The organism is Streptacidiphilus sp. MAP12-16 (genome assembly GCF_041262165.1).
Classification (GTDB): Bacteria; Actinomycetota; Actinomycetes; order Streptomycetales; family Streptomycetaceae; genus Streptacidiphilus.
In genome coordinates this window covers 17,963-41,664 of the sequence record NZ_JBGCBY010000030.1, presented here as the reverse complement: position 1 = coordinate 41,664, position 23,702 = coordinate 17,963, and the positions used below count along the sequence as shown (strand labels likewise).

Sequence of the window (23,702 nt, the reverse complement as noted above, 5' to 3'; positions counted from 1 at the left end):
CGTGTCCTGCTTCGAGGAGCACCACAAATCTGGCGGATCCTTCGGGGGCGGCTCCGGGGGAGCTGCCGAGCGAGCTCATGGCCGCTGTCTGCTGAGGCGAGCGGCGACGGGAACGGGGCGCGAGGGCGCGGTCGTGCATCCAGCTCATAGCTAGAGCAGTGCCCGCACGGGAGGCGCGGTAATCCCGTGCGGGCAGCCCAATTGGCTAACTGTGCTCCTCTTTAACGTCTTTGCCCGCTCAACGCAGGCACACATGACCGGATCCGCTGCCGAACGGCCGTTCTGAGGGTGGTTGGCAGATATGCGGCGGCCAGGCGTGCGTCCGGCGCCCAGGCGTGCGTCCGGCGGCCCGGCGCCCAGGCGGGCCCGGCGTACGTCGCGCGGGCGTGCGCCCGGCGCCGGGGCGTCAGCGGTCGGGCTCCGGGTCGCGCAGCCAGTTGATCAGCTCTCGGGAGAACCCGTCCGGGTCCTCCTCCTGCGGGTAGTGTCCGATCCCATCCAGCAGCCGCCAGCGGTACGGCGCCTCCACGTACTCGCCCGAACCCGCCGCGGTGCGGGTCAGCAGCACCGGGTCCGCAGCGCCGTGCAGGTGCAGCGTGGGCACCTTCACGGTTCGGCGCATCCGGCGCGCGAACTGCAGGCCGTCGGGACGGCCCATGGAGCGCATCAGCCAGCGGTACGGCTCGATGGAGCTGTGCCTGGTGTTGGACAGCTGCATGGCCTGACGGTAGACCAGCAGGGTCTTCTCGTCGGGGTGGTGGCCCGGAGCGGTCCATTCGGTCAGATAGTCGCCGACCACTCGCGCGTCGTCGGCGACGAGTTGCCGTTCCGGCACCCACGGCCGCTGCAACCCCAGCAGGTGGTCGGCGGCGGCGATCTGGCGGCGGTCGCTCATCAGCGCGCGCCGCAGCCTGCGGGGGTGCGCGCTGGAGACCACGGCGAGGCGGCGTACCAGCGCGGGGCGCATCACCGCCGCCGTCCAGGCCAGGAAACCGCCCCAGTCGTGGCCGACCAGTGCCGCGTCGGAGGCGCCCAGGGAGCGGATGATCCCGGTGAGGTCCAGGGCCATGTTGGAGGGGTCGTAGCCGCGCGGGGTGCGGTCGCTGCCGCCGACGCCGCGCAGGTCCACGGCGACGGCGCGGAAACCGCCCTCGGCGAGTGCGGTGAGCTGGTCCCGCCAGGTCCACCAGAACTGCGGCCAGCCGTGCACCAGCAGGACCAGAGGTCCCTCGCCGTGTTCGGCGATGTGGAAGCGCCCGCCGTTGGCGGACACGTCGCGGTGGGTCCACGGTCCGTCGATCCGCGGATCGAAGGTTTCGGCGGAGCTCTGGGATCCACCGGGGGTGTAGTCAGACGACATGTGGAGAGCGTGTCACATTCACGGCAAGGTCGTTTTCAGAGGCTCTCGGGCATCGGGCCGCGTGACTACCTGGTGAGTGCCTTGGTGGCGTCCGCCGGGTGCGGTTTTGCGCCCTTCAGCATGTCCATGGTGGCCTTGGAGGAGGCGATGGTGCGCTCCGGCGCGGAGACCTTCTTGAAGAAGCGGGACGCCAGGAGTCCGGCCAGCGCTGCGATCAACACGAACGCTCCGCCGGTGATCAGGAAGCACCAGACCAGGCCGAGGCCGGTCGAGTGGATGCCGTAGGCGGCCGCGAAGCTGAACATGGGGATCGAGGCCAGGGCGATCACCGCGGCGATGGCGCCGGCGATGCCACCGAACGCCCCCCGCTTGACGTCCTTCATGATCTCGGCCCTGGCGAGCGCGATCTCGTCGTGCACCAGCGCGGACAGGTCGGCGGTGGCGGAGGCGAACAGCTGGCCCACCGTGCGTTCGGCTCCAGCGGCCTCGGACCTGTCAGCAGCTGACATCGGGCGTCTCCTCCGGTCGTCCTGTCACGGCGTCTTGTCGTGTCGTCATGTCACTGTCTCAGATCATGCCTCCTGTCTGCGGCAGCGCACCACCCGGCCTGCGCTCTACGCGGCAACGGCCTGCTCTGCGTCCTCCTCCTCGCACAGCAGCCGGTAGCTGCGGTTGCGCAGCCGCAGCAGCACGGTGGCGATCACGGCGCAGATCAGCGAGCCGACCAGGACGGCCGCCTTGTTGTGCGCGGCGAGGGCCGGGTCGTGCGCGAAGGCCAGCTCGGAGATCAGCAGGGAGACGGTGAAGCCGATGCCGGCGAGCACCGAGACCGCGAAGAGGTCGCGCCATTCGAGGTCAGGGTTGAGCTCCGCTCTGGTGAAGCGAGCGGCGAGCCAGGCTCCGCCGAAGATGCCGACGGTCTTGCCGACCAGCAGGCCCAGCACCACGCCCAGCGGCGAGGCCTGGGTGAACACCGCCGCTACGGCGCCGGGGTTGACCGACACCCCAGCTGCGAACAGGGCGAATACCGGGACGCAGAACCCGGCGGAGAACGGCCGCACCAGGTGTTCGATGTGCTCCGCCGGGGAGTGCTCCTCGCCCGGATCCCGGGTACAGCGCAGCATCAGGCCCATGGCGACGCCCGCCACCGTCGGGTGGATGCCGCTCTCGTGCATGAGCGCCCAGATCACGAACGCCAGCGGGACATAGAGGTACCAGCCGTGCACCCGCATCCGGTGCAGCACGTAGAAGAGGACCAGGCCGAGTACGGCCAGTCCCAGCGCCCAGAGCTTGATGCCGTGGCTGTAGAAGATCGCGATGATCAGGATCGCGATCAGGTCGTCGACGACCGCCAGGGTCAGCAGGAAGGCCCGCAGCGCGGAGGGCAGGTGCGTGGCGACGATGGCGAGGATGCCCAGGGCGAAGGCGATGTCGGTGGCGGTCGGGATGGCCCAGCCCGAAGGGTGCCCGCCCGGGCCGCTGTTGACGACCGTGTACACGATCGCGGGCAGGACCACGCCGCAGACGGCGGCGACCACGGGCAGCACGGCGGCCTTGGGATCACGCAGCTCGCCCGCCACGAGCTCGCGCTTGAGCTCGATCCCGGCGACGAAGAAGAAGACCGCGAGCAGGCCGTCGTTGGCCCAGGTCTCGAGCGTGAGGTCCAGGTGCAGCGGTCCGTGCGGACCGACGGTGTGGTTGAGGACGCTCTGGTAGGCAGCAGGCCAGGAGTTGGCCCAGATGAGTGCGATCACGGCGGCGACGAGCAGCAGGATGCCGCCGACCGTTTCGGCGCGCAGAGCGTCGGCGAGGAAGGCGCGCTCAGGGAGGGGCAGCCGCCCGAGGAACTGGCGTCGGGGCGTGGGGCCGTCACTCACGCGCGGGCTCCTCCGGGGGCAGATGGATCGTATGTAACTTTTGTCCGATGTTATCGGTGCCTCGAACCGGAGGGCATGGTGAGTACGCCGAAGGCGGCCCCCGCTGGACGCGGGAGCCGCCTTCGGCGTTGAGCGGGAGGCTGTCGACCGAGCTTGTCGACCGAGCCGTCGACCGAGCTGTCGACCGAGAGGCCTCAGTCCTCGCTGGCGGCGCTCGGCAGCCTGGTCTGGATCAGGTCCATGACCGTCGAGTCGGCCAGCGTGGTGACGTCGCCCACCGCGCGGTTCTCAGCGACGTCGCGGAGCAGGCGGCGCATGATCTTGCCGGAGCGGGTCTTCGGCAGCTCGCTGACCGTCAGGATCCGCTTGGGCTTGGCGATCGGGCCGAGCACCTTGGAGACGTGGTCCCGCAGCTCGCCGACCAGGCTGTCGCTGTCGTGCGCCGTGCCGCGCAGGATCACGAAGGCGACGATGGCCTGCCCGGTGGTGGCGTCGGTCGCGCCCACCACGGCCGCCTCGGCGACCTTGGGGTGCGACACCAGGGCCGACTCGACCTCGGTGGTCGAGATGTTGTGGCCAGACACCAGCATCACGTCGTCGACCCGGCCGAGCAGCCACAGGTCGCCGTCGTCGTCCTTCTTCGCCCCGTCGCCGGCGAAGTACTTGCCCTCGAAACGGGACCAGTAGGTGTCGAGGTAGCGCTGGTCGTCCCCCCAGATGGTCCGCAGCATCGACGGCCACGGCTCGGTCAGGACGAGGTAGCCGCCGCCGCCGTTGGGCACCTCGTGTGCCTCGTCGTCCACCACGGTGGCGGAGATACCAGGCAGCGGGGTCTGCGCCGAGCCCGGCTTGGTGTGGGTGACGCCGGGCAGCGGGCTGATCATCATGGCGCCGGTCTCGGTCTGCCACCAGGTGTCGACGATCGGCGTCCGGCCGGAGCCGATGTGCTCGCGGTACCAGATCCACGCCTCGGGGTTGATCGGCTCGCCGACGCTGCCCAGGATCCGCAGCGACGACAGGTCGAACTTGGCGGGGATGTCGTCGCCCCACTTCATGAAGGTGCGGATGGCGGTGGGCGCGGTGTAGAGGATGGTGACGCCGTACTTCTGGATGATCTCCCAGAAGCGGCCCTGGTGCGGGGTGTCCGGGGTGCCCTCGTACATGACCACGGTGGCGCCGTTGGCCAGCGGCCCGTAGACGATGTAGGAGTGGCCGGTGACCCAGCCGATGTCGGCGGTGCACCAGTAGACGTCGGTCTCCGGCTTGAGGTCGAAGACCGCGTGGTGGGTGTAGGCGGCCTGGGTGAGGTAGCCGCCGGTGGTGTGCAGGATGCCCTTGGGCTTACCGGTCGTCCCGCTGGTGTAGAGGATGAACAGCGGGTGCTCGGCGTTGTGCGGCTCCGGGGTGTGCTCGGTGGACTGACGGGAAAGGATCTCGTCCCACCACACGTCGCGGCCCTCGGTCCAGGCCGTGTCCTGGCCCGTGCGGCGCACCACGAGGACGTGCTCGACCTGGGGGCAGCTGAGCACGGCCTCGTCGATGGCGGGCTTGAGCGCGGCGGGCTTGCCCCGACGGTAGCCGCCGTCCGCGGTGATGATCAGCTTGGCGTCGGCGTCCTGCACGCGGGAGGCGACGGCCTCGGCGGAGAAGCCGCCGAAGACCACCGAGTGGGCGGCGCCGATGCGGGCGCAGGCGAGCATCGCCACGGCCGCCTCCGGGATCATCGGCATGTAGATGGCGACCCGGTCGCCCTTGACCACGCCCAGCTCGGTCAGGGCGTTGGCGGCCTTGGAGACCTCGTCCTTGAGCTCGGCGTAGGTGATGGCGCGGCTGTCGCCCGGCTCGCCCTCGAACTGGATCGCGACCCGGTCGCCGTTGCCGGCCTCGACGTGGCGATCGACGCAGTTGTAGGCGACGTTCAGCTCGCCGTCGGCGAACCACTTGGCGAACGGCGGGTTGGACCAATCGAGGGTCTCGGTGGGCTCCTTGGCCCAGCTCAGTCGGCGGGCCTGGGTCGCCCAGAACGCGAGCCGGTCGGTCTTGGCTTCGGTGTAGGCGGCTGCGGTGACATTGGCGGCGGCGGCGAGCTCAGCAGGCGGGGCGAATCGACGCTCTTCCTTGAGCAGGTTGGCCAGGCTCTCATTGCTGCTCACTGCGCACTCCTCGGAGTTTTGACCTAGTGGTTCTGAGGGGGGCGCGAGCGTCCCGTTCTGCCCCGCCGACCCAGAGATGTCGTGGACCTAGCTCACCAGTATGCGAGCGCGCTGACAAGAGCACTCGGCAAATTGGTGTAGACCTTTGTCCGTTTTCCCTTTCGGCGAACATTCTCCCGGTGCAGGCCAGGTCAGTGCACGTCAGGCCACGGACTCCAGGCGCGGCCGAACGGGGCTGAAGGTACGTCCGTTGCGGGCGAGCAGGTACGCCTGTGCTGTGGCGAAGTCGAAGTAGAGTCCGGCGAGTCGCAGGGTTCCGGCCGCGAGGGCGCGGCGTACGGAGGGGTGCGAGCGCAGGTTGTCGAGCTGCTGCACGACGTTCGTCAGACACAGCCGCTCCAGCGGGTCGGCCGACGGCGCCGCGCCGCGGACCCGTGCGGGGGAATGGCGCACGCGTTGCAGCGAGTCCTGGCCGTGCCGCAGCCAGCGGGTGAGCGGCGTGCGGGCCAGGCCGTCGCGGCGGTGCGCGCCGCGAAGCAGCGACTGCATCGCGCCGCAGCCCGAGTGTCCGCACACAGTGATCGTGCGGACCTGCAGGATCTCCACCGCGTACTCGATGGCGGCGGCGACCGAATCGTCCGGCGGCGGGACGAGATTGCCGATGTTGCGGACGGTGAACAGGTCGCCGGGGCCGCTGCTGGTGATCACATTGGGGACCAGCCGCGAGTCGGCGCAGGTGATGAACAGTTGGGAGGGGGACTGCCCTTCGCGGGCGAGGCGGGCCAGTTCGGGCTGCAGTCCGGGGGCGGTGTGCTGCTGGAACTCCCGGACCCCGCCGAGGAGCGTGTGTGCTTTGTAGGACATGCCGGTGCTCTGCATGGGTCGCGTCTCCTGGGAAGGCGGCGGACATGAGCGCGGCGGGGGTGTGCCACGGGTAACCAAGGATCGGTAAATGAAGAGTAATGAATCCTTTACCTTTTTGGAGGCCGTGGCCTCTGAAGTTCACCCGGGTGGGCGGTCTGACGTCGGGTGCGGGGCTGGACGTCGCGGGGCGGACGGCCGGACGTCGGTGCGCCGGCCGGACGTCGGTGTGCCGGCGTCAGAGGGCGAGGGCGGTGTCCCGTGCCTCCGCCGGAGCAAGGTCGTCCTCGCGAAGGACGAAGTCCGGGTCGATCTGGCCGGCGAGGTCGGTCCCGGTCTTGGCGTTGCCCCAGCTCTCGGCGTTGCGCAGATGGAAGCGCACCATCTGCTGGGTGTAGCGGACCCAGTTCCGTTGCAGGTAGGAGGCGTCCACGGCCTCGTGCATGGTCTGCAGCACGCCGTGGTTCTTCGGCTCCAGCTCGCGGAGCCGGGGGGCCCGCCCCTGCTCGGAGCGCCGCACCCACTCCGACTGGCCGAAGACGGCGAGCAGGTCGTCACCCACGGCTTCCCGGAGGTAGGCCACGTCGTCCTCGTGCTGCACCTTGTTGCCGATGACCCGGAGGTTCACGTCGAAGTCGGCGGCGTAGTCCCGGTACTGGCGGTACACCGAGACGCCCTTGCGGGTGGGCTCGGCGACCAGGAAGGTCATGTCGAAGCGGGTGAACAAGCCGGAGGCGAAGGAGTCCGAACCCGCCGTCATGTCCACCACCAGGTACTCGCCCGGGCCATCCGTCAGATGGTTCAGGCACAGCTCGACCGCGCCGACCTTGGAGTGGTAGCAGGCCACGCCGAGGTCCTCCTCGGTGAACGCCCCGGTGGCCATCAGCCGCAGGACCGCCCCGTCGACGGTGAACTCGCGGGCGCACAGCGCGAACACCGGGTTGTCCTCGGTGATCCTGAGCAGGCGTGAGCCGCTACCGGGCGGAGTCGTCTTGATCATTGACGCCGCGTCAGCGATCCGCGGATTTCCGCCGCGCAGGTACTCCTTGATCTGCGGTAGGTGTGCACCCATGGACGGCAGTGCCGCCGCCTGCTCGTCCGACAGGCCGACCGCGGTGCCAAGGTGCTGGTTGATGTCGGCGTCCACCGCGATCACCGGCGCCCCGGCGGTGGCGAGGTGGCGGGCGAAGAGGGAGGAGAGAGTGGTCTTGCCGCTGCCGCCCTTGCCGACGAAGGCGATCTTCATAGGGAACTCCGGGTGGTTCGGGGCCGCAGTGGCTTGAGGAGTGACGTGTCGGGGAACGCTTATTGGGAATAGTTATCGTCTCCGATAGTGGACATGGTAGCGACTGGCGGGGCACGAGTGATCGGCTTTGGTGGAGTGTTGACTCTTTCGGGTGAGAGCGCCGCGGAGCCCGAGCCGACGGCCCCGCGCTGGGTGCCGACGGCCCCGCGCTGAGTGCTGTCTGTCGGCTGCTTCGCCCAGCCGTCTCGGCGCGCCGCACTTCGAGCGACCCGAGCGGCGGGTCCCGGGGCCCGTTACGTACGCTCGGTGCCGTGAGCACTCCATCGACGGCGCCGCCGTCCGACGATCCCCTGGCCGCCCTCGCGCAGCTGCCGGGCGTGACCGAGGCCGTCGCCGACACCCGCCGCGCCGTCGACCGCCTGTACGGGCATCGGGTCATGCGTCGCCGCGCCGCCGAGGTCACCTCCGAGTCCGCCCTGCGCGGCGCGCGCGCTTCGGCGGCGCTCGACGGTGCGGACTGGCCGCTGGAAGAGGTCCGCCGGCGCAGCGACTTCGGATCCGATCCGGAGGCCCGTACGGTCGGCGGCGCGCTGCGCGTCAATGCCGAGGCGGGCCAGCTCCTCGGCACGTGGCGGCACTCGCCGCTGCAGGTACTCGCTCGACTGCACCTGCTGGCCTCGGGTGACTCGGCTGATTCGGGTGACTCGGGTGATTCGGGCGACTCCGGCGAGGCGGGTGGGACGGGTGAGGCGCGTGTGTTCGCGGGTCGGCCACGCCAGGCCGGCGAGCCCGTCCCGGAGCGCTTCGGCAAGCCGCTGCCGGTCGCCGAGGAGGTCGGCGGCGCGGAGGCCGCGGCCACCCCGTCGTTCGAACTGCCGCCTCCGCCGGGCTCCGAGGAGGTCGCCGCCCGGCTCGACGGGCTTGCCCGGCTGCTGGTCTCGCGCGGCGGCAAGAAGCATCCCAACGCGCTGACCGCCCCGGCCCTCGTCGTGGCTGCCGTCGTGCACGGTGAACTGATGACCCTGCAGCCGTTCGGTGCTCACAACGGACTGGTCGCCCGGGCCGCCCAGCGCATCGTCCTGATCGCCGAGGGGCTGGACCCGCAGGCGATCTGCCCGATCGAGGTCGGCTTGGTGGAACTGGGCACGGATGCCTATCGCAACGCGCTCGGCGGCTACGCCTCGGGCACGGCGGAGGGCATGGCCGTATGGATCGCGCACTGCGGTGCGGCGCTGCGACTGGGAGTCCGGGAGAGCACGGCGGTGTGCGAGGCGATGCAGCGCGGAATGGTCTGACCGTGGGCAATTGAGTGGTGCACAGACAAATTGAGCGTGCGCCCGAGCCGGTGGGCCTCAGTGGTGCGCATGCCTGAGTCGTGCGCCCAAGGGTCATGAGTCCCGCGCACAAGGGTGCGGCGGCACCAGTCGGTGCCGCCGCTGGCACAGGTTCCAAGTGACCATGCGTGCGCCATTCTTTGCCCATCCGGCTGGAACTCATGTCCGTTGGCCGGCTGCGGCGGCCCGATCGCGGGTCGGCTGCACGTGGGTGCTCGGTCGCTGTGCTCGGTCCGTGGGGCCTGACACTCTGATGGTCCCTGACTGCGGTTCCATCTGGTCTCGCGGGCCGTCTACCTCCTTTGTACTGCGGTTGTCGCAGAAGCGGAACCCGGGAACGTATTTCTTTACCTTCTGCCCCGGTTTCGGGCCCTGCGAACATGACCGTCCTTGAGCTGTTCCCGCAGGTCAGACGGCTGGATCGAGGCCTCGGGCGGCTGGGCGGCGGCTAGGCGGCCGCTAGGCGGAGGTGTTCCTGCGTCTCGCCGCGTACCAGACGAGTCCCGCTGCGGTGGCAGCCGCACCGACTGCGGCGGCCGCCAGGACCGGGCGGCTGCTGACCCTCAGTGAGGAACTCCGCTGCTTCAGCTGCACGGGTCGGTCGAAGACCAGAACCGGCCACTCGCGGGCCTGGGCCTCGCGGCGCAGTGCCCGGTCCGGGTTGACCGCGTAGGGACGCCCCACCGCCTCCAGCAGCGGCAGGTCCGTGGCGGAGTCGCTGTAGGCGTAGCTCTGCTCCAGGTCGTAGCCCTCGATCTCGGCGAGTGCCCGGATCGCGACGGCCTTGTTCCCGGCGTACGCATAGAAGTCGATCTCGCCGGTGTAGCACCCGTCGACCTCGGCCATCCGGGTCGCGATCACGTGGTCGGCGCCGAGCATCTCGCCGATGGGCTCGACGAGTTCGGAGCCCGAGCTGCTGACGATGACCACGTCGCGGCCCGCCGCGTGGTGCTCCTCGATCAGCGAGGCCGCCTCGTCGTAGATCAGCGGGTCGATCAGGTCGTAGAGCGTTTCGGCGACGATCTCGCGGACCAGTTGGACGTTCCAGCCGCGGCAGAGGGAGGAGAGGTACTCGCGCATCTTCTCCATCTGGTCGTGGTCGGCGCCTCCGGCCAGGAACACGAACTGGGCGTAGGCGCTCTTGAGCACGGCTCGACGATTGATCAGGCCGCCCCGGTAGAGAGGTCGGCTGAAGGCGAGCGCGCTGGACTTGGCGATCACTGTCTTGTCGAGATCGAAGAATGCGGCTGCTCGGGGCGGCCGGGGCGACGGGAAGGAGGGCGCTGAGGAGGGCTGGCGCTGGTTGTCCACGAGGACGAGGATATGCGCCCACCATTCGGCCCAAGAGGGAGGCGCGTGGGTTTGCTTGAGAAGGGGCTCGGGTACACCATGGAAGTCACGGATCGTTCGCGACCGTGCTGCCCCGGTCTGGCTCCTCCCCCCCGAGTCGGACTGTGGAGGACGACCCCCGCTCTCCCCCCCGGCGGGGGTCGTCGCATGTCCGGGGGCATGTCCGCGGCTTTTCTCCCGGAGCCCTGCCGGCGATCGCTCGGAGACCGGCGGAGATCGGCGGAGATCGGTAGAGACTGGTGCGGAGGTCCACTGAGATCGGTCGGAGCACCCGCGATCCGCGTCCGTCGTACGCCACGTGCCTTTGAGGGCAGTGTCGCGTCAACCTGACGACGCATAAGTCATTCCTTGGTGTGGCGGCGTTTTCCACACCCCCCGGTTTATCCACAGATTGCGATTCGCTGCGCCGACCCGCTCTCGAATAGCGGCACGGTTGGGGCACGCCGCAGCACAGCACTGTGGATAGTGAAACGGGGAGGCAGTCATGACTGGGACGTCATCCACGGAACCACCCGCAGGGAACGCCGGCCGGGCGAGGGTCGCCAGGGCGGAGATCGGCACAGCCGAGTCCGGCACCGCTGGGACCGGGCTGGCGGTCGGTGCTGTCGGGCCGCTGCTGGTCACCGAGGACGAGCAGCTCATCGAGAACCTTTTGCGGATCTGCGCAGCCGCCGGCGCTGATCCACAGGTGGTCTGCGGAGCACCGCCGCTCCGTCAGGTGTGGGAGGCGGCGCCCCTGGTGGTGGTCGGCGACGATGTCGCGGACCGGATGGTCGGACTCACCCGACGGCCCAACGTGCTGTTGGTCGGGAGTGATCTCGACGACGTCGAGGTGTGGCGGCGGGCCGTTGTCCTCGGGGCGCGCCATGTGATCTTCCTGCCTGACGCGGAGTCCTGGCTGCTCGACCGGATCGCCGACGCGGCGGAGGGCGTCGGGGCGCAGGCGCTCACCGTCGCCGTCCTGGGCGGTCGCGGCGGCGCGGGGGCGTCCACCCTGGCCTGCGCACTCGCGATCACTGCAGCCCGGGAGGGCCGGCGCGCGATGCTCATCGACGGCGATCCGCTCGGTGGCGGGCTGGACGTGCTGCTGGGCGGGGAGGATGCGGCGGGGCTGCGCTGGCCGGACCTGGCGGGCTCCCGAGGCCGGGTCAACGCGGTGGAGCTGGAGCGGTCGCTGCCGCGTCTGCACGCGCTGACGGCGCTCAGTTGGGACCGTGGCGACGCCCTCACCATCCCCGCGGCGGCCATGCGCACGGTGCTCGGTGCGGCACGCCGAAGGGGCGGAGTGGTCGTCCTCGACCTTCCCCGAAGGATCGACGAGGCCGCCGCTGAGGCGCTGGACCAGACCGACCTGGGGCTGCTGGTGATCCCCGCCGAGCTGCGTGCGATGACGGCCTCCGGCCGGGTCGCCTCGGCGGTCCGGATGCGGCTGACGGACCTTCGGGCGGTCGTGCGCGGCCCCGCGCCCAGCGGTATGGCCGGTGAGGAGATCGCCCGAGGGCTCATGCTGCCGTTGGCCGGTGAGCTTGCCGCGGAACCGGGCCTCGTCGCCGACCTGGAGTGCGGCAGACCGCCCGGGCTACGGCCCAAGGGACCGCTTGGTCGCTTCTGCTCCGCCTTCCTGACGGAGGCGCTGGCCGGGTCGGGGATGGCCGCATGAGCACGAGTCGTGAGGCCGCCAGGGCAGGCGGGGCCGGCGGGGTCGGCGGGACGAGTGGTGCTGTCCGATCGGGTGGTGCGAGTGGTTCTGGTGGTGCGGGCGGCCTCCGTGTGGCCGCCCAGCGAGCGGCGCTGCTCGACTCGGTACGGCTACGGCTCGCGGAGGCCGGAGCGGAGCCCAGCACGACGCGGGTGGCCGCGGCGTTGCGAGCCCAGGGCCGTCCCTACGGCGACGCCGAGGTACTGGAGCTGGTCCGGCAGTTGCGGTCCGACATGGTCGGCGCGGGTCCGCTGGACGAGCTGCTCGCCGACCCGCAGGTCACCGACGTGCTGGTGAACGGCCCCGCCGAGGTCTGGGTGGACCGAGGCGTCGGCCTGGAGCGGGTGACGCGCATCCGGTTCCCGGACCGGCAAGCGGTGCGAACGCTCGCTCAGCGCATGGCGACCGCCGCGGGGCGGCGCCTCGACGACGCCCGCCCCTGGACGGACGCCCGCCTCCCCGGCGGTACCCGGCTGCACGCCGTGCTCCCGCCGATCGCCGTCGGATGCACGCACATCTCGCTGCGGACCAGCAGGGCCCGGGCATTCACCCTGCCGGAGCTGGTCCGGGCCGGGTCCGTACCGCAGCAGGGGGCGATGCTGCTGGGCGCGATGGTCAAGGCCCGGCTGTCGTACCTGGTCAGCGGCGGCACCGGCAGCGGGAAGACCACACTGCTTGCCTCCCTGCTCGGACTGGCCGACCCGACCGAGCGCCTGGTCATCGTCGAGGACTCGGCCGAGCTCAGGCCCGATCACCCCCATGTGGTGCGCCTGGAGGGCCGGTTGCCCAACCAGGAGGGAGCGGGCAGCGTCGACCTGCGCGATCTCGTCCGGCAGGCGCTGCGGATGCGCCCGGACCGGCTGGTCGTCGGGGAGGTGCGGGGCGCGGAGGTTCTGGACCTGCTGGCCGCACTCAACACCGGGCACGAAGGCGGCTGCGGCACGGTGCATGCCAACGCAGCGGGCGATGTGCCGGCCCGGCTCGAAGCGCTCGCGGCAGCGGCCGGGCTGGACCGCGCGGCCCTGCACAGCCAGATGGGCGCGGCGCTGGACGCGGTCGTGCATATGGCTCGTGAACCCGACGGGCGGCGGCGGATCGCCGAGATCCGGGTCCTGGAACGGGGAGCGGACGGGCTGGTCGGCACAGAGGCAGCAGTCAGCTTCGGGCCGGACGGCCGGATGGCGAGCGGGCCCGGATGGGAGCGGCTGACTCGGATGTGCGGCAACGCCGGTGACTGCACTGAGGAGGAGCGGTGACGACGGGAGCAGGTCTGATGGGACGGATGGCACTCATGGTGCTGGGAATGCCCGACCAGGTGGTGCGGGCGACGGTTACGGGGGCGGTGCTCTGCCTGCTGGGCTGGGCGGCCTGGTGGCTTTCGAGCAGGGACGCGGCCATGCGGCGACAGGAGGGGCTCTTTCCGCGGCCTCAGCCTCAGCCTCGACCTCAACCCCAGCCCCAACCCCAACACCAACCTCAACCTCCACCCCAGGCCCGGCGCCATCCGCTGCTGCGGCCGAAGCACTGGCCCCGGAGCAGGGCGACCGGCGGACGTGCCGGGCGGGGAGGGCGTGGTGGCGGCGGCGATCGTGGTGGGCACGGCGCTCGTGGTGGCCGCTGGCCATTCGGGGTGCCGAGGGGAACGCCACCTCCCGAGCTACTGCTGCTGCCGTTGGGACTGCTGGCGGCCTGGCCGACGCGCTCCCCGCTGGTGGCGGTCGCCGCAGCGTGCGCGGTCGTCCCGGCGATACGGCTGCGCCGGCGGAGACAGGCGGTGCGGCTCAGGGAGCAGCGGCGGACCGTTGTGGTTGCCCTGTGCGCGGCGCTCGCAGGAGAGTTGCGGACCGGGGCGACACCGCACCAGGCGGTCGAAATGGTCGCCGGGGAGAACCTGGCCCCGTCCGGTCCGGAGCCGGGAACGACCGTGCTGGACTGCACCGTCCTGTTGGCCGCCGTGCGCTTCGGTGGGGCCGTACCGGAGGCGTTCCGGGTGCTCGCGGAACTGCCCGGAGCAGAAGGCGCCGCAGGGATCGCGGCCTGCTGGCAGGTGGCCTCGTCCAGCGGGGCAGGGCTCGCAGCCGGGCTCGACCGGGTCGCTGAGGGGCTGCGGGCCGAGCGGGCCCTTCAGGAGAGTGTGCGTGCCGAACTCGCCGGGCCGAGATCGACGGCGGGGCTCCTGGCCGTGCTGCCGCTGTTCGGCTTGCTGCTGGGTGCAGGTCTCGGCGCCGATCCGTTGCGCATGCTGCTGCACACGCCGAGTGGACTGGTCTGCCTGGGGCTCGGCGCCCTGCTGGAGTGGGCGGGGCTCATCTGGACGGCACGGATCGCCCGAGGCGCGGAGGCGGTGGCGTAGATGGCCGGGAACGAACGGGAGGTCCGGAAATGAATTCATGGGTGGCGGGCGCCGCACTGGTGAGCGGGGTGACGGCCGCACTGCTCGGCAGTGCCAGGGTCTGTGTCGGACGCCGGCTCAGGGCCCGTGCGCGAGCAGCCGGAATGCCGGTGGAGGGGCAGCCGGGGCGTAGGCGGATGCGGCTGCGGGTACCCGGGCCGCTGCCTCCGCGGGTGCTCAGGGGAGGGACGTCGCTGCTGCTCGGCGTCGGACTGGCTGTCTCCGTGACGGACCTGCGCGGACTGCTGCTCGGGATCCTGGCGGGCGCCGTCGGCTATCGCTATCTGCCCGATCCGCCGTCGCCCGAGGACCGTCGACGGCGACGCGAGAGCGCGGCCCTCCGCGACCAACTTCCGCTCGCCGCAGATCTGCTGGCGGGATGCCTGTCCTCGTGGTGCGCCCCGGCCATGGCGGCCGAGGCGGTCGCCGAGGCACTGGGTGATCCGATGGCGAGCAGGCTGGCGAGGGTGGCGGCGGAGATCCGGACCGGAGCGGACGAGGAGGAGACCTGGGGCCGCTTCGGTGCGGAACCGGTCCTGGCCCCGCTCGGGCGTTGCCTGGTGCGGGCCGGCGCCAGCGGGGCGCCGCCGGCGGCGGGTCTCGCCCGTCTCGCCGAGGGCTGCCGGGCAGCGGCGGCCAGGGCGGCGCAGGGCCGGGTACGACGGGCCGGAGTCCTCGCGGCCGCGCCGCTGGGGCTGTGCTTCCTCCCTGCGTTCGTCCTGATCGGCGTGGTTCCGGTGGTTACCGGCCTGGCCGGGAGCTTCCTCGTACAGATCTGACCCGTCTGATCCGACCCATCAGATCAGATCAGATCTGAGCAGTCATCACCATCCTGACCATCCTGAGGAGAAGGCATCATGAGCGACACTACGGTCCGCACACAGTTCGACATCCGGTTCGACAGGGTGAAGCCGACCGCCGCCCTGGGTGGACTGTTCGCGCGCCGAACCAGGGCGGTGCTGCCCCTCCTCGTCGCGGTGGCCCAGGCCTGGATGCTGCACGGCCTGCACCTGGTCCGGTGTCGACTGGCCCGCCGCCGGCCCGACGCGGGGATGACCACGGCCGAATACGCGGTCGGGACCGTCGCGGCCTGCGGTTTTGCCGCCCTTCTCTACAAAGTGGTCACGAGCGGAGCCGTATCCTCCGCTCTCTCCGCGCTGATCAGCCGGGCGCTCGGGGCGATCTGAGATGGGGCGACCCGCGATGCGATTCGGGCGGTCGGCCGGGCGGCGGGCCGTAGCCGACGCTGGCTACGTCACAGCGGAGACGGCGGTGGCGCTGCCGGTTCTGGTACTGCTCACCGGGGTGCTGGTCTGGGGAGTGCTGGTGGGGGCAGCGCAGGTCCGGTGCGTGGACGCAGCACGGGAGGCGGCGCGGGCGGCAGCGCGGGGCGATCCGCAGGGGCAGGTCCTCGCCATCGCTCGCGCCAACGCACCGCAGGGTGCGGCGGTTGCCGTCAGCGGTCAGGACGACACGGTCACGGTGGCTGTCTCCGCGCTCTCGCGGGCTCCCGGCGGCCTGGGCGGTGTCCTGTCGCTACGGGTCGCGTCGACGGCCACGGCGGCCCGTGAGCCGGGCCAGGTGGGCACCTCTGGGGAGTTGGGGGCGTCCCGATGACGACGGCGACGAAGACGGCGACGAATACGTCGACGATGACGAGGACGAGGACGCTTGCTCGGCGGATCGCCCGGCGGCGCGGGAGGGATGCGGAGCCCGATGCCGGGTCGGCGGCGATCTGGCTGGTCGCCCTGCTGATGCTGGGCTGCTGTGCCTTCGTGGGCGCCCTCGGGCTGGGCGCAGCGGTCACGGCGCGGCACCGTGCGGCCTCGGCCGCGGATCTGTCCGCACTCGCGGCGGCGGGTCGGCTGCTCTGGGAGCCGGAAACCGCCTGCGGCGAGGCCACCAGGATCGCCGAGGCGCAGCGAGCCCGGGTGGTGTCCTGCGTGCTCGAAAGCGGACCGGGCGCGGGTGCGGTCGAGGTCTCGGTGGAGGTGCCTGTGACGGGTGAGCTGTTCGTCGGGCTGCTGCCCGCGCGGGGCCGGGCGCGGGCGGGGCCGCTCTACGCCGAGGGGGCGGTCGGTGCGGCTGCGGCTACGCCGGTGTCGGCCAGCAGCAGGCGCAGCAGCCTGATCGAGCCTGCCTTGTCCAGTGGATCGTTGCCGTTGCCGCATTTGGGCGACTGGATACAGGAGGGGCAGCCCCGCTCGCACTCGCAGGCGGTGATGGCGTCGAGGGTCGCGCCGAGCCACTCCCTGGCCCGCTGGTATCCGCGCTCGGCGAAGCCCGCGCCGCCGGGGTGGCCGTCGTAGACGAAGACGGTCGGCAGCCCGGTGTCGGGGTGGAGCGGCGTGGAGACACCGCCGATGTCCCAGCGGTCGCAGGTGGCGAACAACGGGAGCAGGCCGATCGAGGCGTGTTCGGCGGCGTGTGCGGCCCCGGGGAGCTCCTCGGGGAGCAGGCCGGCGGCGTCGAGCTGCTCGTCCGTGACGCACCACCACACGGCGCGGGTGCGCAGGGTGCGCGGCGGCAGGTCGAGTCTGGTCTCGCCGAGCACCTCGCCGGTGATCAGTCGGCGGCGCAGGAACGAGACGACCTGGTTGGTGACCTCGACCGAGCCGAAGCAAAGTCTGGCCTCGCCCCATTTCACCTCGCTGTCGGTGCTCAGCACGGTGATCGCCGTGGTGTCCCTGGCGACGGTGCTGTAGGGCGGGTCGGCCTCCTCGACCAGGGCGACGGCGGCTTCGAGGTCCAGTTCCCGAACGAGGTAGGTCTTGCCCTGGTGCAGGTGGACGGCTCCGGTGTGTACCGAGGTGTGTGCCGAGGCGGTGTCGACGGTACCCAGCAGGCGCCCGGTGTCGGCCTCCACGATACGAATCGGGGGGCCTCCGGAGCCGCGGATGTCGATGGCGTCAGCGGCTCGCTCCCGTCGCGTCCAGAAGTATCCGCCGGCCCGCTTCCTGAGCATCCCGCGGCTTTCCAGCTGTGGCAGCAGCAGCGCCGTGGAGGGGCCGAACAGGTCCAGGTCCGGGTCGGTGAGCGGGAGTTCCGCGGCCGCCGCACACAGGTGGGGCGCCAGCACATGGGGATTGTCGGGGTCGAGCACCGTGGACTCGACCGGTTGGCGGAACAGCGAGTCGGGGTGGTGCACCAGGTACGTGTCCAGGGGGTCGTCGCGGGCGATCAGGATGGCCAGCGCGCCCTGGCCCGACCGACCGGCGCGTCCTGCCTGCTGCCACAGGGAGGCGCGGGTGCCGGGGTATCCGGCGAGCAGGACCGCGTCCAGCCCGGCGACGTCGACGCCCAGCTCCAGGGCGCTGGTGGCGGCCAGTCCGAGCAGTTGGCCCGAGTGCAGGGCGCGTTCCAGCGCTCGGCGCTCCTCGGGCAGGTAGCCGCCCCGATAGGCGGCGACTCTGCGGGCGGTCGCGGGTCCCGCCGCCTCAGCCAGTCGCTCCTGGGCGATCACCGACACCAGTTCGGCCCCGCGCCGTGAGCGGACGAACGCGACGGTGCGGGTGCGGTCGAGCACCAGGTCGGCCAGCAGGTCGGCGGCCTCTGCCGTCGCGGACCGGCGTACGGGGGCGCCCTGCTCGCCGTGGAGCTCGGTGAGCGGCGGCTCCCACAGGGCGAACACGGTCTCGCCGCGCGGGGAGCCGTCCTCGGTGACCTCGGTGACGGGAAGGCCGGTGAGACGGCCGGCGGAGCGACCGGGGTCGGCGGAGGTGGCCGAGGCGAGCAGGAAGACCGGCTCGCTGCCGTAGCGGGCACACAGCCTGCGCAGCCTGCGCAGGACCTGGGCGACGTGGGAGCCGAAGACGCCCCGGTACGTGTGGCACTCGTCGATCACCACGAAGCGCAGCGCGCGCAGGAAGGAGGCCCAGCGGGTGTGGGCAGGCAGGATGCCCCGGTGCAGCATGTCCGGGTTGGTGAGGACCAGGGAGGCGTACTGGCGGACCCACTCCCGCTCCTGGAACGGTGTGTCGCCGTCGTAGGCGGCCGGACGCACCCGGTCGAGGGTGCCTCCGCCCGCGCGGCGCAGCTCGCCCAGGCGGCGGATCTGGTCGGCGGCCAGGGCCTTGGTCGGGGAGAGGTAGAGGCAGGTCGCGCCGCGTCCGTTCGGCGCCTCGGTGCCGTCGAGCAGAGCGCTGAGTACGGGTGCGAGGTACGCGAGCGACTTGCCCGAGGCGGTTCCCGTGGCGATTACCACGTTTTGTCCGTTAAGAGCCAGGCTCGCCGCTTCTGCCTGATGTGTCCATGGCTGGGCGATTCCGGTAACCTCGATAGCGGAGACCACTTCCGGCCTAAGATCTCCCGGCCAGTTCGCATAGCGGGCGGGGCGGGCGGGCAGATGCTCCGAATGAGTGAGCCGATCTTGCCGTCCTCGGGCTTCCGTCAGCCTGTCGAGAACGGTCGCGGGCGGGTCCGGAGGGGGCTTCATCGGCAGTAAGTCTGTCATCAGACCGGTGGAGATTCCCCTCAAGGCGTCGTGCTGCCCTGGTCGTAAGTGGTTGAATGCCATCGCGGCCGTGCATCGGGGCAGCTGCCCCGCCATCGGCCAAGATTCGCAACGATGCCATCGCTGCTGTGCGTCCCCCGTCCCGGCGGGACGTGGTGCAGCGAGAGCAAGGTGCTGGAGGTTCCGTGGACCTGTCCCTGTCGACCCGTACCGTTGGCGACCGAACGGTCGTCGAGGTGGGGGGCGAGATCGATGTGTACACCGCCCCGAAGCTGCGCGAGCAGCTTGTCGAGCTCGTCAACGAGGGTCACTACCACCTGATCGTGGACATGGAAGGCGTGGACTTCCTGGACTCGACCGGACTGGGAGTTCTCGTCGGAGGGCTCAAGCGGGTACGCGCTCATGAGGGTTCGCTCCGTCTGGTTTGCAACCAGGAGCGCATCCTCAAGATTTTCCGTATCACCGGGCTTACCAAGGTGTTCCCCATCCACAGTTCTGTGGACGAGGCCGTCGCCGCGACCGACTGACCCTGCCGGTACCAACCGGTAGAGCCAGCCGTCGCGACATCCCGGGGTCCCTCAGCGGACCCCGGGCCGGCCCGGACTGGGCTGGAGACACGATCCTTCGAGGGGGAGCCATGGCCACCGTCGAACTCCGATTCAGCGCGCTCCCGGAGCACGTACGGACCGCGCGGCTCGTCGCCGCCGCCGTCGCCCGCCGGGCAGGAGTAGACGAATCCGTCCTCGACGAGGTCCGCCTCGCCGTGGGCGAAGCATGTTCACGCGCGGTGGGACTGCATCGTCGTAGCGGTATCGACGGCGCCGTCCGAGTGAAACTTGTGGAACAGGAGAAGCGGTTCCTCATCGAGGTCGGTGACGGAGTCGGCAGCAAACAGGACGTTGACGTGCACTCGACCGACGGGGCGGGGGGCGAGGACGCCGCCGAAGCCGCGATGGGCCTCGCTGTGATCAGCGGCCTGGTCGACGACCTGGACATCAGCAACGACGAGGACGGCGGTGTCGTCCGGATGAGTTGGCCGGTCGCCGTGCATCCCGTGCTGCCCTGACTCACGGATCCACTGACCCACGAGTCCACTGAGCCACGAACCCACTGATCCACGAACCCACTGATCCACGAACCCACTGATCCACGAACCCACTGATCCATGAACCCACTGAACTTACCGGGCCGCTGACCCACCGGCTCGCTGACTCGAACATGAACCCGCCACCAACCACTGGACAGCCATGACCGCATTCAGTCATGGCTGTCCACGTTCGTACGCCCGCAAACGTCCACTTCGGGATCGTCTGCACCAGCTTCCGATGATCAGTCAGAGATCAAGGAAATCTGGATGATTCATGGGCTAATCCCTGCGCATACCCTGTTTTGATCAGGCCGTGATTCCTAGAATCGCGGCCTGCCGTGTTACTGGAACAGGATGAGACACGGCCCCAACTCGCCCGCGCAGCCGAGTGGTCCGAACCGCCTGCCCCGCCCGGCGCACGAGCCAGACGTCAAGGAGGACGAATGGCCGGGCTCATCTTCTCCGGTGCTCCATCGAGCGCACCATCCGCCGCATCGGCGGTGCTCACCGACAGCGGCCGGACGGTGGTCGTCATCGTCGCCGTCATCGCACTCGCCGCCCTGGGCGTGGCCTGGCTGCTGGTCCGTCAGGTCCTCGCCGCGGACCAGGGCACCGAGTCCATGAAGCGCATCGCCACCGCCATCCAGGAGGGCGCAAACGCCTACCTGGCACGACAGTTCCGGACCCTCGGGGTCTTCGCCGGAGCAGTGGTCTTCCTGCTGCTGCTCCTGCCCGCCGACAACTGGTCCCAGCGCATCGGCCGTTCCGTGTTCTTCCTGGTCGGCGCGGGCTTCTCGGCCCTCACCGGCTACATCGGGATGCGGCTCGCCGTACGCAGCAACGTCCGCGTCGCAGCCGCCGCCCGCGCGGCGACCCCGGACTCCGCCTCCCCCGACACGGGCGAGGCGCCGGACATCCGTGGCGTCTCCCATCGCGCCATGCGGATCGCCTTCCGTACCGGGGGCGTTGTCGGCATGATCACCGTCGGCCTCGGCCTGCTCGGTGCCTCCGCCGTGGTGCTGATCTACAAGGAGAACGCCGCCAAGGTCCTGGAGGGCTTCGGCTTCGGAGCCGCCCTGCTCGCGATGTTCATGCGCGTGGGCGGCGGCATCTTCACCAAGGCGGCCGACGTCGGCGCCGACCTGGTCGGCAAGGTGGAGCAGGGCATCCCCGAGGACGACCCCCGCAACGCCGCCACCATCGCCGACAACGTGGGCGACAACGTCGGCGACTGCGCGGGTATGGCCGCCGACCTGTTCGAGTCCTACGCGGTCACCCTGGTGGCCGCGCTGATCCTCGGCAAGGCCGCCTTCGGGGACGACGGACTGGCCTTCCCGCTGCTCGTCCCCGCCATCGGCGTGATCACCGCCGTCCTCGGCATCTTCGCCGTGTCCCCCCGCACCCGGGACCGCAGCGGCATGACGGCCATCAACCGCGGCTTCTTCATCTCCGCCGCGTTCTCCCTGGTCCTGGTCGTCGCCGCGGTCTTCGCCTTCCTGCCGGGACGCTTCGCCGACCTCAAGGGTGTACCGCAGCAGATCGCCCAGCACAGCGGCAACCCACGGGTCTTCGCCCTCGCCGCCGTCGCCATCGGCATCGTGCTGGCCGCCGTGATCCAGCAGCTCACCGGCTACTTCACCGAGACCAACCGACGACCCGTCATGGACGTCGGCAAGAGTTCCCTGACCGGGCCCGCCACCGTCGTCCTGTCCGGGATCTCGCTCGGCCTGGAGTCCGCCGTCTACTCGGCCGTCGTCATCGGCGCGGCCGTGTACGGGGCGTATCTGCTCGGCGGCGGTTCGCTGATGCTGGCCCTCTTCGCCGTCGCCCTCGCCGGAACCGGCCTGCTCACCACAGTCGGCGTGATCGTCGCCATGGACACCTTCGGCCCGGTCTCCGACAACGCCCAGGGCATCGCCGAGATGTCCGGCGACGTGACCGGAGCCGGCGCGCAGGTGCTCACCGAGCTGGACGCGGTCGGCAACACCACCAAGGCGATCACCAAGGGCATCGCCATCGCCACCGCCGTCCTGGCGGCGACCGCGCTGTTCGGCTCCTACACCGACGCCATCGCCACGGCTGAGGCCCAGGTCGGCTCCGCCGCCCACGGGTTGAGCCTCAGCCTGGACATCTCCCAGCCCAACAACCTGGTCGGGCTGTTGCTGGGCGCGGCCGTGGTGTTCCTCTTCTCCGGTCTCGCCATCAACGCGGTGTCCCGCTCCGCCGGGTCCGTGGTGTTCGAGGTACGCGAGCAGTTCCGCACCAAGCCGGGGATCATGGAGGGCACCGAACTCCCGGACTACGGGCGGGTCGTGGACATCTGCACCCGCGACGCCCTGCGCGAGCTGGCAACGCCCGGCCTGCTCGCCGTACTCGCCCCGATCGCCGTCGGCTTCCTGCTCGGCGTCGGCTCCCTCGGCTCGTACCTGGCCGGGGCGATCGGTACCGGGACACTGATGGCGATCTTCCTCGCCAACTCGGGCGGAGCCTGGGACAACGCCAAGAAGCTGGTGGAGGAGGGCAACCACGGCGGCAAGGGCAGCAGCGCCCACGAGGCGACGATCATCGGTGACACGGTCGGCGACCCGTTCAAGGACACCGCCGGCCCGGCCATCAACCCGCTGCTCAAGGTGATGAACCTGGTGTCGCTGCTGGTGGCTCCGGCGATCGTGAAGTTCAGTTTCGGCGTGGATGCCAACGTGGGGCTGCGGGTCGGCATCGCGGTGCTGTGCATCGCCGTGATCGTCACTGCGGTGTCGATCTCCAAGCGGCGCAGCATCGCCGTCGCGGCGGAGCCCGCCGGCCGCGCCGGCACTCCGGGCGAATCCGGCGGCACGTCCACCGGCGATTCCGGCGGCGCGCCGGAAGGGGCGCTGCCGGACGGCGCCCTGCCGGACGGTGCGGAGGTGCCGAGGCAAGGTTCGCCCAGCACCTCCTCCAGTTCCCCCGTCGCCTGAGATGTCGCCTGAGGTGAAGTCAGTTCGCTGATGCCGCGTTGCCGCTGATGGCCGAAGCCAGCTCCGGCCACAGCGGCTCGGGAAGGTCGTGCCCCATGCCCGGGACGAGTAGCAGTCCCGCGCCGGGCACGGCCTTCGCCGTGGCCTCGCCGCCGCTCCGGTCGACCAGCGGATCGGCCTCGCCGTGCACCACCAGGGTCGGCACCGTCACCTCGCGCAGGCCGGGCGTCCGGTCGGGGGACGCGACGATCGCTGCGAGCTGCCGTACGAATCCGTCGGCCCGGTTGGAGCGGTCGTAGGCCTCCGCGATGTAGGCGCGCAGTGTGGTCTCGTCCTCCGGGTAGTCGGGCGAGCCGATGACCCGCCAGACCTGCACCCCGCCGTCGATCGCGGCCTCGCGGCTGGCCGGACGTGGGCGCATCAGCATGGCGTTCGCCTCGGGCGTCGAGTTGCCGCTCGTGCCGTCCCCGGGCCGGGACATGATCGAGCACAGGCTGAGCACCCGGCCTGGGTGGTCGATCGCCAGCTGCTGGACGATCATCCCGCCCATCGACGCCCCGACGATGTGCGCCCGCTCGACTCCGAGCTCGTCCAGCACCGAGACGGCGTCCTGGGCCATGTCCCCGAGCAGGTACGGAGCGGTGGAGAAGTCGCCGTGCAGCACCGCGCCGAGGTCCGGCTGCGGACCGGCGTCCAGGTAGGTCGACAGTCCGGCGTCCCGGTTGTCGAAGCGGACGACGTGGAAGCCCTGGGCGGCCAGGAGCTCGCAGAAGCCTGTCCGCCAACCGATCATCTGCGATCCGAGGCCCATGACCATCAGCAGCGTCGGGTCCTCGGGGTCGCCGAAGGTGTCGTACTCGAGCTCGATCCCGTGCGCGTTCGCCTGGGTACGGGGCATGCTGCGGCCTCCTGAATGGCTTGGAGTTGCTGGGT

At 70.7% G+C, this 23,702-nt stretch carries 18 protein-coding genes and 2 pseudogenes; 11 read left to right on the top strand and 9 right to left on the bottom strand.

Translation table 11 applies throughout. The features are described from left to right. Window positions 1-406 precede the first annotated feature (406 nt). The 6 genes and pseudogenes from ABIA33_RS30790 to ABIA33_RS30765 form a co-directional block, all read right to left on the bottom strand. On the bottom strand, window positions 407-1,360 hold the full coding sequence (locus ABIA33_RS30790) for an alpha/beta fold hydrolase (RefSeq protein WP_370085967.1): 954 nt from the start codon (window positions 1,358-1,360) through the stop codon (window positions 407-409). Between the two features lie 65 nt (window positions 1,361-1,425). After that, window positions 1,426-1,869, bottom strand: a complete 444-nt coding sequence (locus ABIA33_RS30785) for a phage holin family protein (RefSeq protein ID WP_370085966.1) — start codon at window positions 1,867-1,869, stop codon at window positions 1,426-1,428. A gap of 105 nt (window positions 1,870-1,974) precedes the next feature. Then, window positions 1,975-3,237 (bottom strand): Na+/H+ antiporter NhaA, encoded by a 1,263-nt coding sequence (nhaA, locus tag ABIA33_RS30780; protein ID WP_370085965.1) that lies wholly within the window; start codon window positions 3,235-3,237, stop codon window positions 1,975-1,977. Between the two features lie 194 nt (window positions 3,238-3,431). After that, the gene (gene acs, locus ABIA33_RS30775; protein ID WP_370085964.1) at window positions 3,432-5,390 is read right to left on the bottom strand and encodes an acetate--CoA ligase; all 1,959 of its coding nucleotides are present in this window, start codon (window positions 5,388-5,390) and stop codon (window positions 3,432-3,434) included. Window positions 5,391-5,591: 201 nt separating this feature from the next. Continuing rightward, window positions 5,592-6,239, bottom strand: a pseudogene (locus ABIA33_RS30770) (carbonic anhydrase); the annotation flags it as partial. A gap of 250 nt (window positions 6,240-6,489) precedes the next feature. Continuing rightward, window positions 6,490-7,497, bottom strand: a complete 1,008-nt coding sequence (locus ABIA33_RS30765) for an AAA family ATPase (protein WP_370085963.1) — start codon at window positions 7,495-7,497, stop codon at window positions 6,490-6,492. Between the two features lie 311 nt (window positions 7,498-7,808). Here ABIA33_RS30765 and ABIA33_RS30760 point away from each other — a divergent pair, with 311 nt between their 5' ends. Next, window positions 7,809-8,792: an oxidoreductase gene (locus ABIA33_RS30760; protein ID WP_370085962.1), complete on the top strand. Its 984-nt coding sequence runs from the start codon at window positions 7,809-7,811 to the stop codon at window positions 8,790-8,792. Window positions 8,793-9,290: 498 nt separating this feature from the next. Here ABIA33_RS30760 and ABIA33_RS30755 read toward each other — a convergent pair whose 3' ends face one another. Continuing rightward, entirely contained in the window at window positions 9,291-10,142 is an 852-nt protein-coding gene (locus ABIA33_RS30755; RefSeq protein WP_370085961.1) for an HAD family hydrolase, read from the bottom strand. A gap of 523 nt (window positions 10,143-10,665) precedes the next feature. On the opposite strand from ABIA33_RS30755, the gene ssd reads away from it, so the two are divergent. The 7 genes and pseudogenes from ssd to ABIA33_RS30720 form a co-directional block, all read left to right on the top strand. Then, entirely contained in the window at window positions 10,666-11,841 is a 1,176-nt protein-coding gene (gene ssd, locus ABIA33_RS30750) for a septum site-determining protein Ssd (RefSeq protein ID WP_370085960.1), read from the top strand. Further along, the gene (locus ABIA33_RS30745) at window positions 11,838-13,136 is read left to right on the top strand and encodes a TadA family conjugal transfer-associated ATPase (RefSeq protein ID WP_370085959.1); all 1,299 of its coding nucleotides are present in this window, start codon (window positions 11,838-11,840) and stop codon (window positions 13,134-13,136) included. The genes ssd and ABIA33_RS30745 overlap by 4 nt, the downstream gene beginning before the upstream one ends. Window positions 13,137-13,510: 374 nt before the next feature. After that, window positions 13,511-14,233 carry a type II secretion system F family protein gene (locus tag ABIA33_RS30740; RefSeq protein ID WP_370085958.1) on the top strand — a complete coding sequence of 241 codons (723 nt, stop codon included), beginning with the start codon at window positions 13,511-13,513 and terminating at the stop codon, window positions 14,231-14,233. Between the two features lie 29 nt (window positions 14,234-14,262). Then, the gene (locus tag ABIA33_RS30735) at window positions 14,263-15,051 is read left to right on the top strand and encodes a type II secretion system F family protein (protein ID WP_370085957.1); all 789 of its coding nucleotides are present in this window, start codon (window positions 14,263-14,265) and stop codon (window positions 15,049-15,051) included. A 78-nt stretch (window positions 15,052-15,129) separates the two neighbouring features. Further along, window positions 15,130-15,459 carry a DUF4244 domain-containing protein gene (locus ABIA33_RS30730; protein ID WP_370085956.1) on the top strand — a complete coding sequence of 110 codons (330 nt, stop codon included), beginning with the start codon at window positions 15,130-15,132 and terminating at the stop codon, window positions 15,457-15,459. 85 nt (window positions 15,460-15,544) lie between these two features. Then, window positions 15,545-15,889 carry a TadE family type IV pilus minor pilin gene (locus ABIA33_RS30725; protein ID WP_370085955.1) on the top strand — a complete coding sequence of 115 codons (345 nt, stop codon included), beginning with the start codon at window positions 15,545-15,547 and terminating at the stop codon, window positions 15,887-15,889. Further along, window positions 15,886-16,269 (top strand): annotated as a pseudogene (locus ABIA33_RS30720) (Rv3654c family TadE-like protein); the annotation flags it as partial. The gene ABIA33_RS30725 and the pseudogene ABIA33_RS30720, both read left to right, overlap by 4 nt. 62 nt (window positions 16,270-16,331) lie before the next feature. On the opposite strand, the gene ABIA33_RS30715 reads toward ABIA33_RS30720, so the two are convergent. Next, complete coding sequence (locus ABIA33_RS30715; protein WP_370085954.1) at window positions 16,332-18,788, bottom strand: DEAD/DEAH box helicase; 2,457 nt, start codon at window positions 18,786-18,788, stop codon at window positions 16,332-16,334. Between the two features lie 122 nt (window positions 18,789-18,910). Here ABIA33_RS30715 and bldG point away from each other — a divergent pair, with 122 nt between their 5' ends. The 3 genes from bldG (at window position 18,911) to ABIA33_RS30700 (ending at window position 22,769) form a co-directional block, all read left to right on the top strand. Next, on the top strand, window positions 18,911-19,252 hold the full coding sequence (gene bldG, locus ABIA33_RS30710; protein ID WP_030253930.1) for an anti-sigma factor antagonist BldG: 342 nt from the start codon (window positions 18,911-18,913) through the stop codon (window positions 19,250-19,252). Window positions 19,253-19,362: 110 nt separating this feature from the next. Beyond that, on the top strand, window positions 19,363-19,791 hold the full coding sequence (locus ABIA33_RS30705) for an ATP-binding protein (protein WP_370085953.1): 429 nt from the start codon (window positions 19,363-19,365) through the stop codon (window positions 19,789-19,791). 464 nt (window positions 19,792-20,255) lie between these two features. Further along, complete coding sequence (locus tag ABIA33_RS30700; RefSeq protein ID WP_370085952.1) at window positions 20,256-22,769, top strand: sodium-translocating pyrophosphatase; 2,514 nt, start codon at window positions 20,256-20,258, stop codon at window positions 22,767-22,769. A gap of 19 nt (window positions 22,770-22,788) precedes the next feature. On the opposite strand, the gene ABIA33_RS30695 is transcribed toward ABIA33_RS30700, so the two are convergent. After that, entirely contained in the window at window positions 22,789-23,667 is an 879-nt protein-coding gene (locus ABIA33_RS30695; RefSeq protein ID WP_370085951.1) for an alpha/beta fold hydrolase, read from the bottom strand. Between the last annotated feature and the right edge of the window lie 35 nt (window positions 23,668-23,702).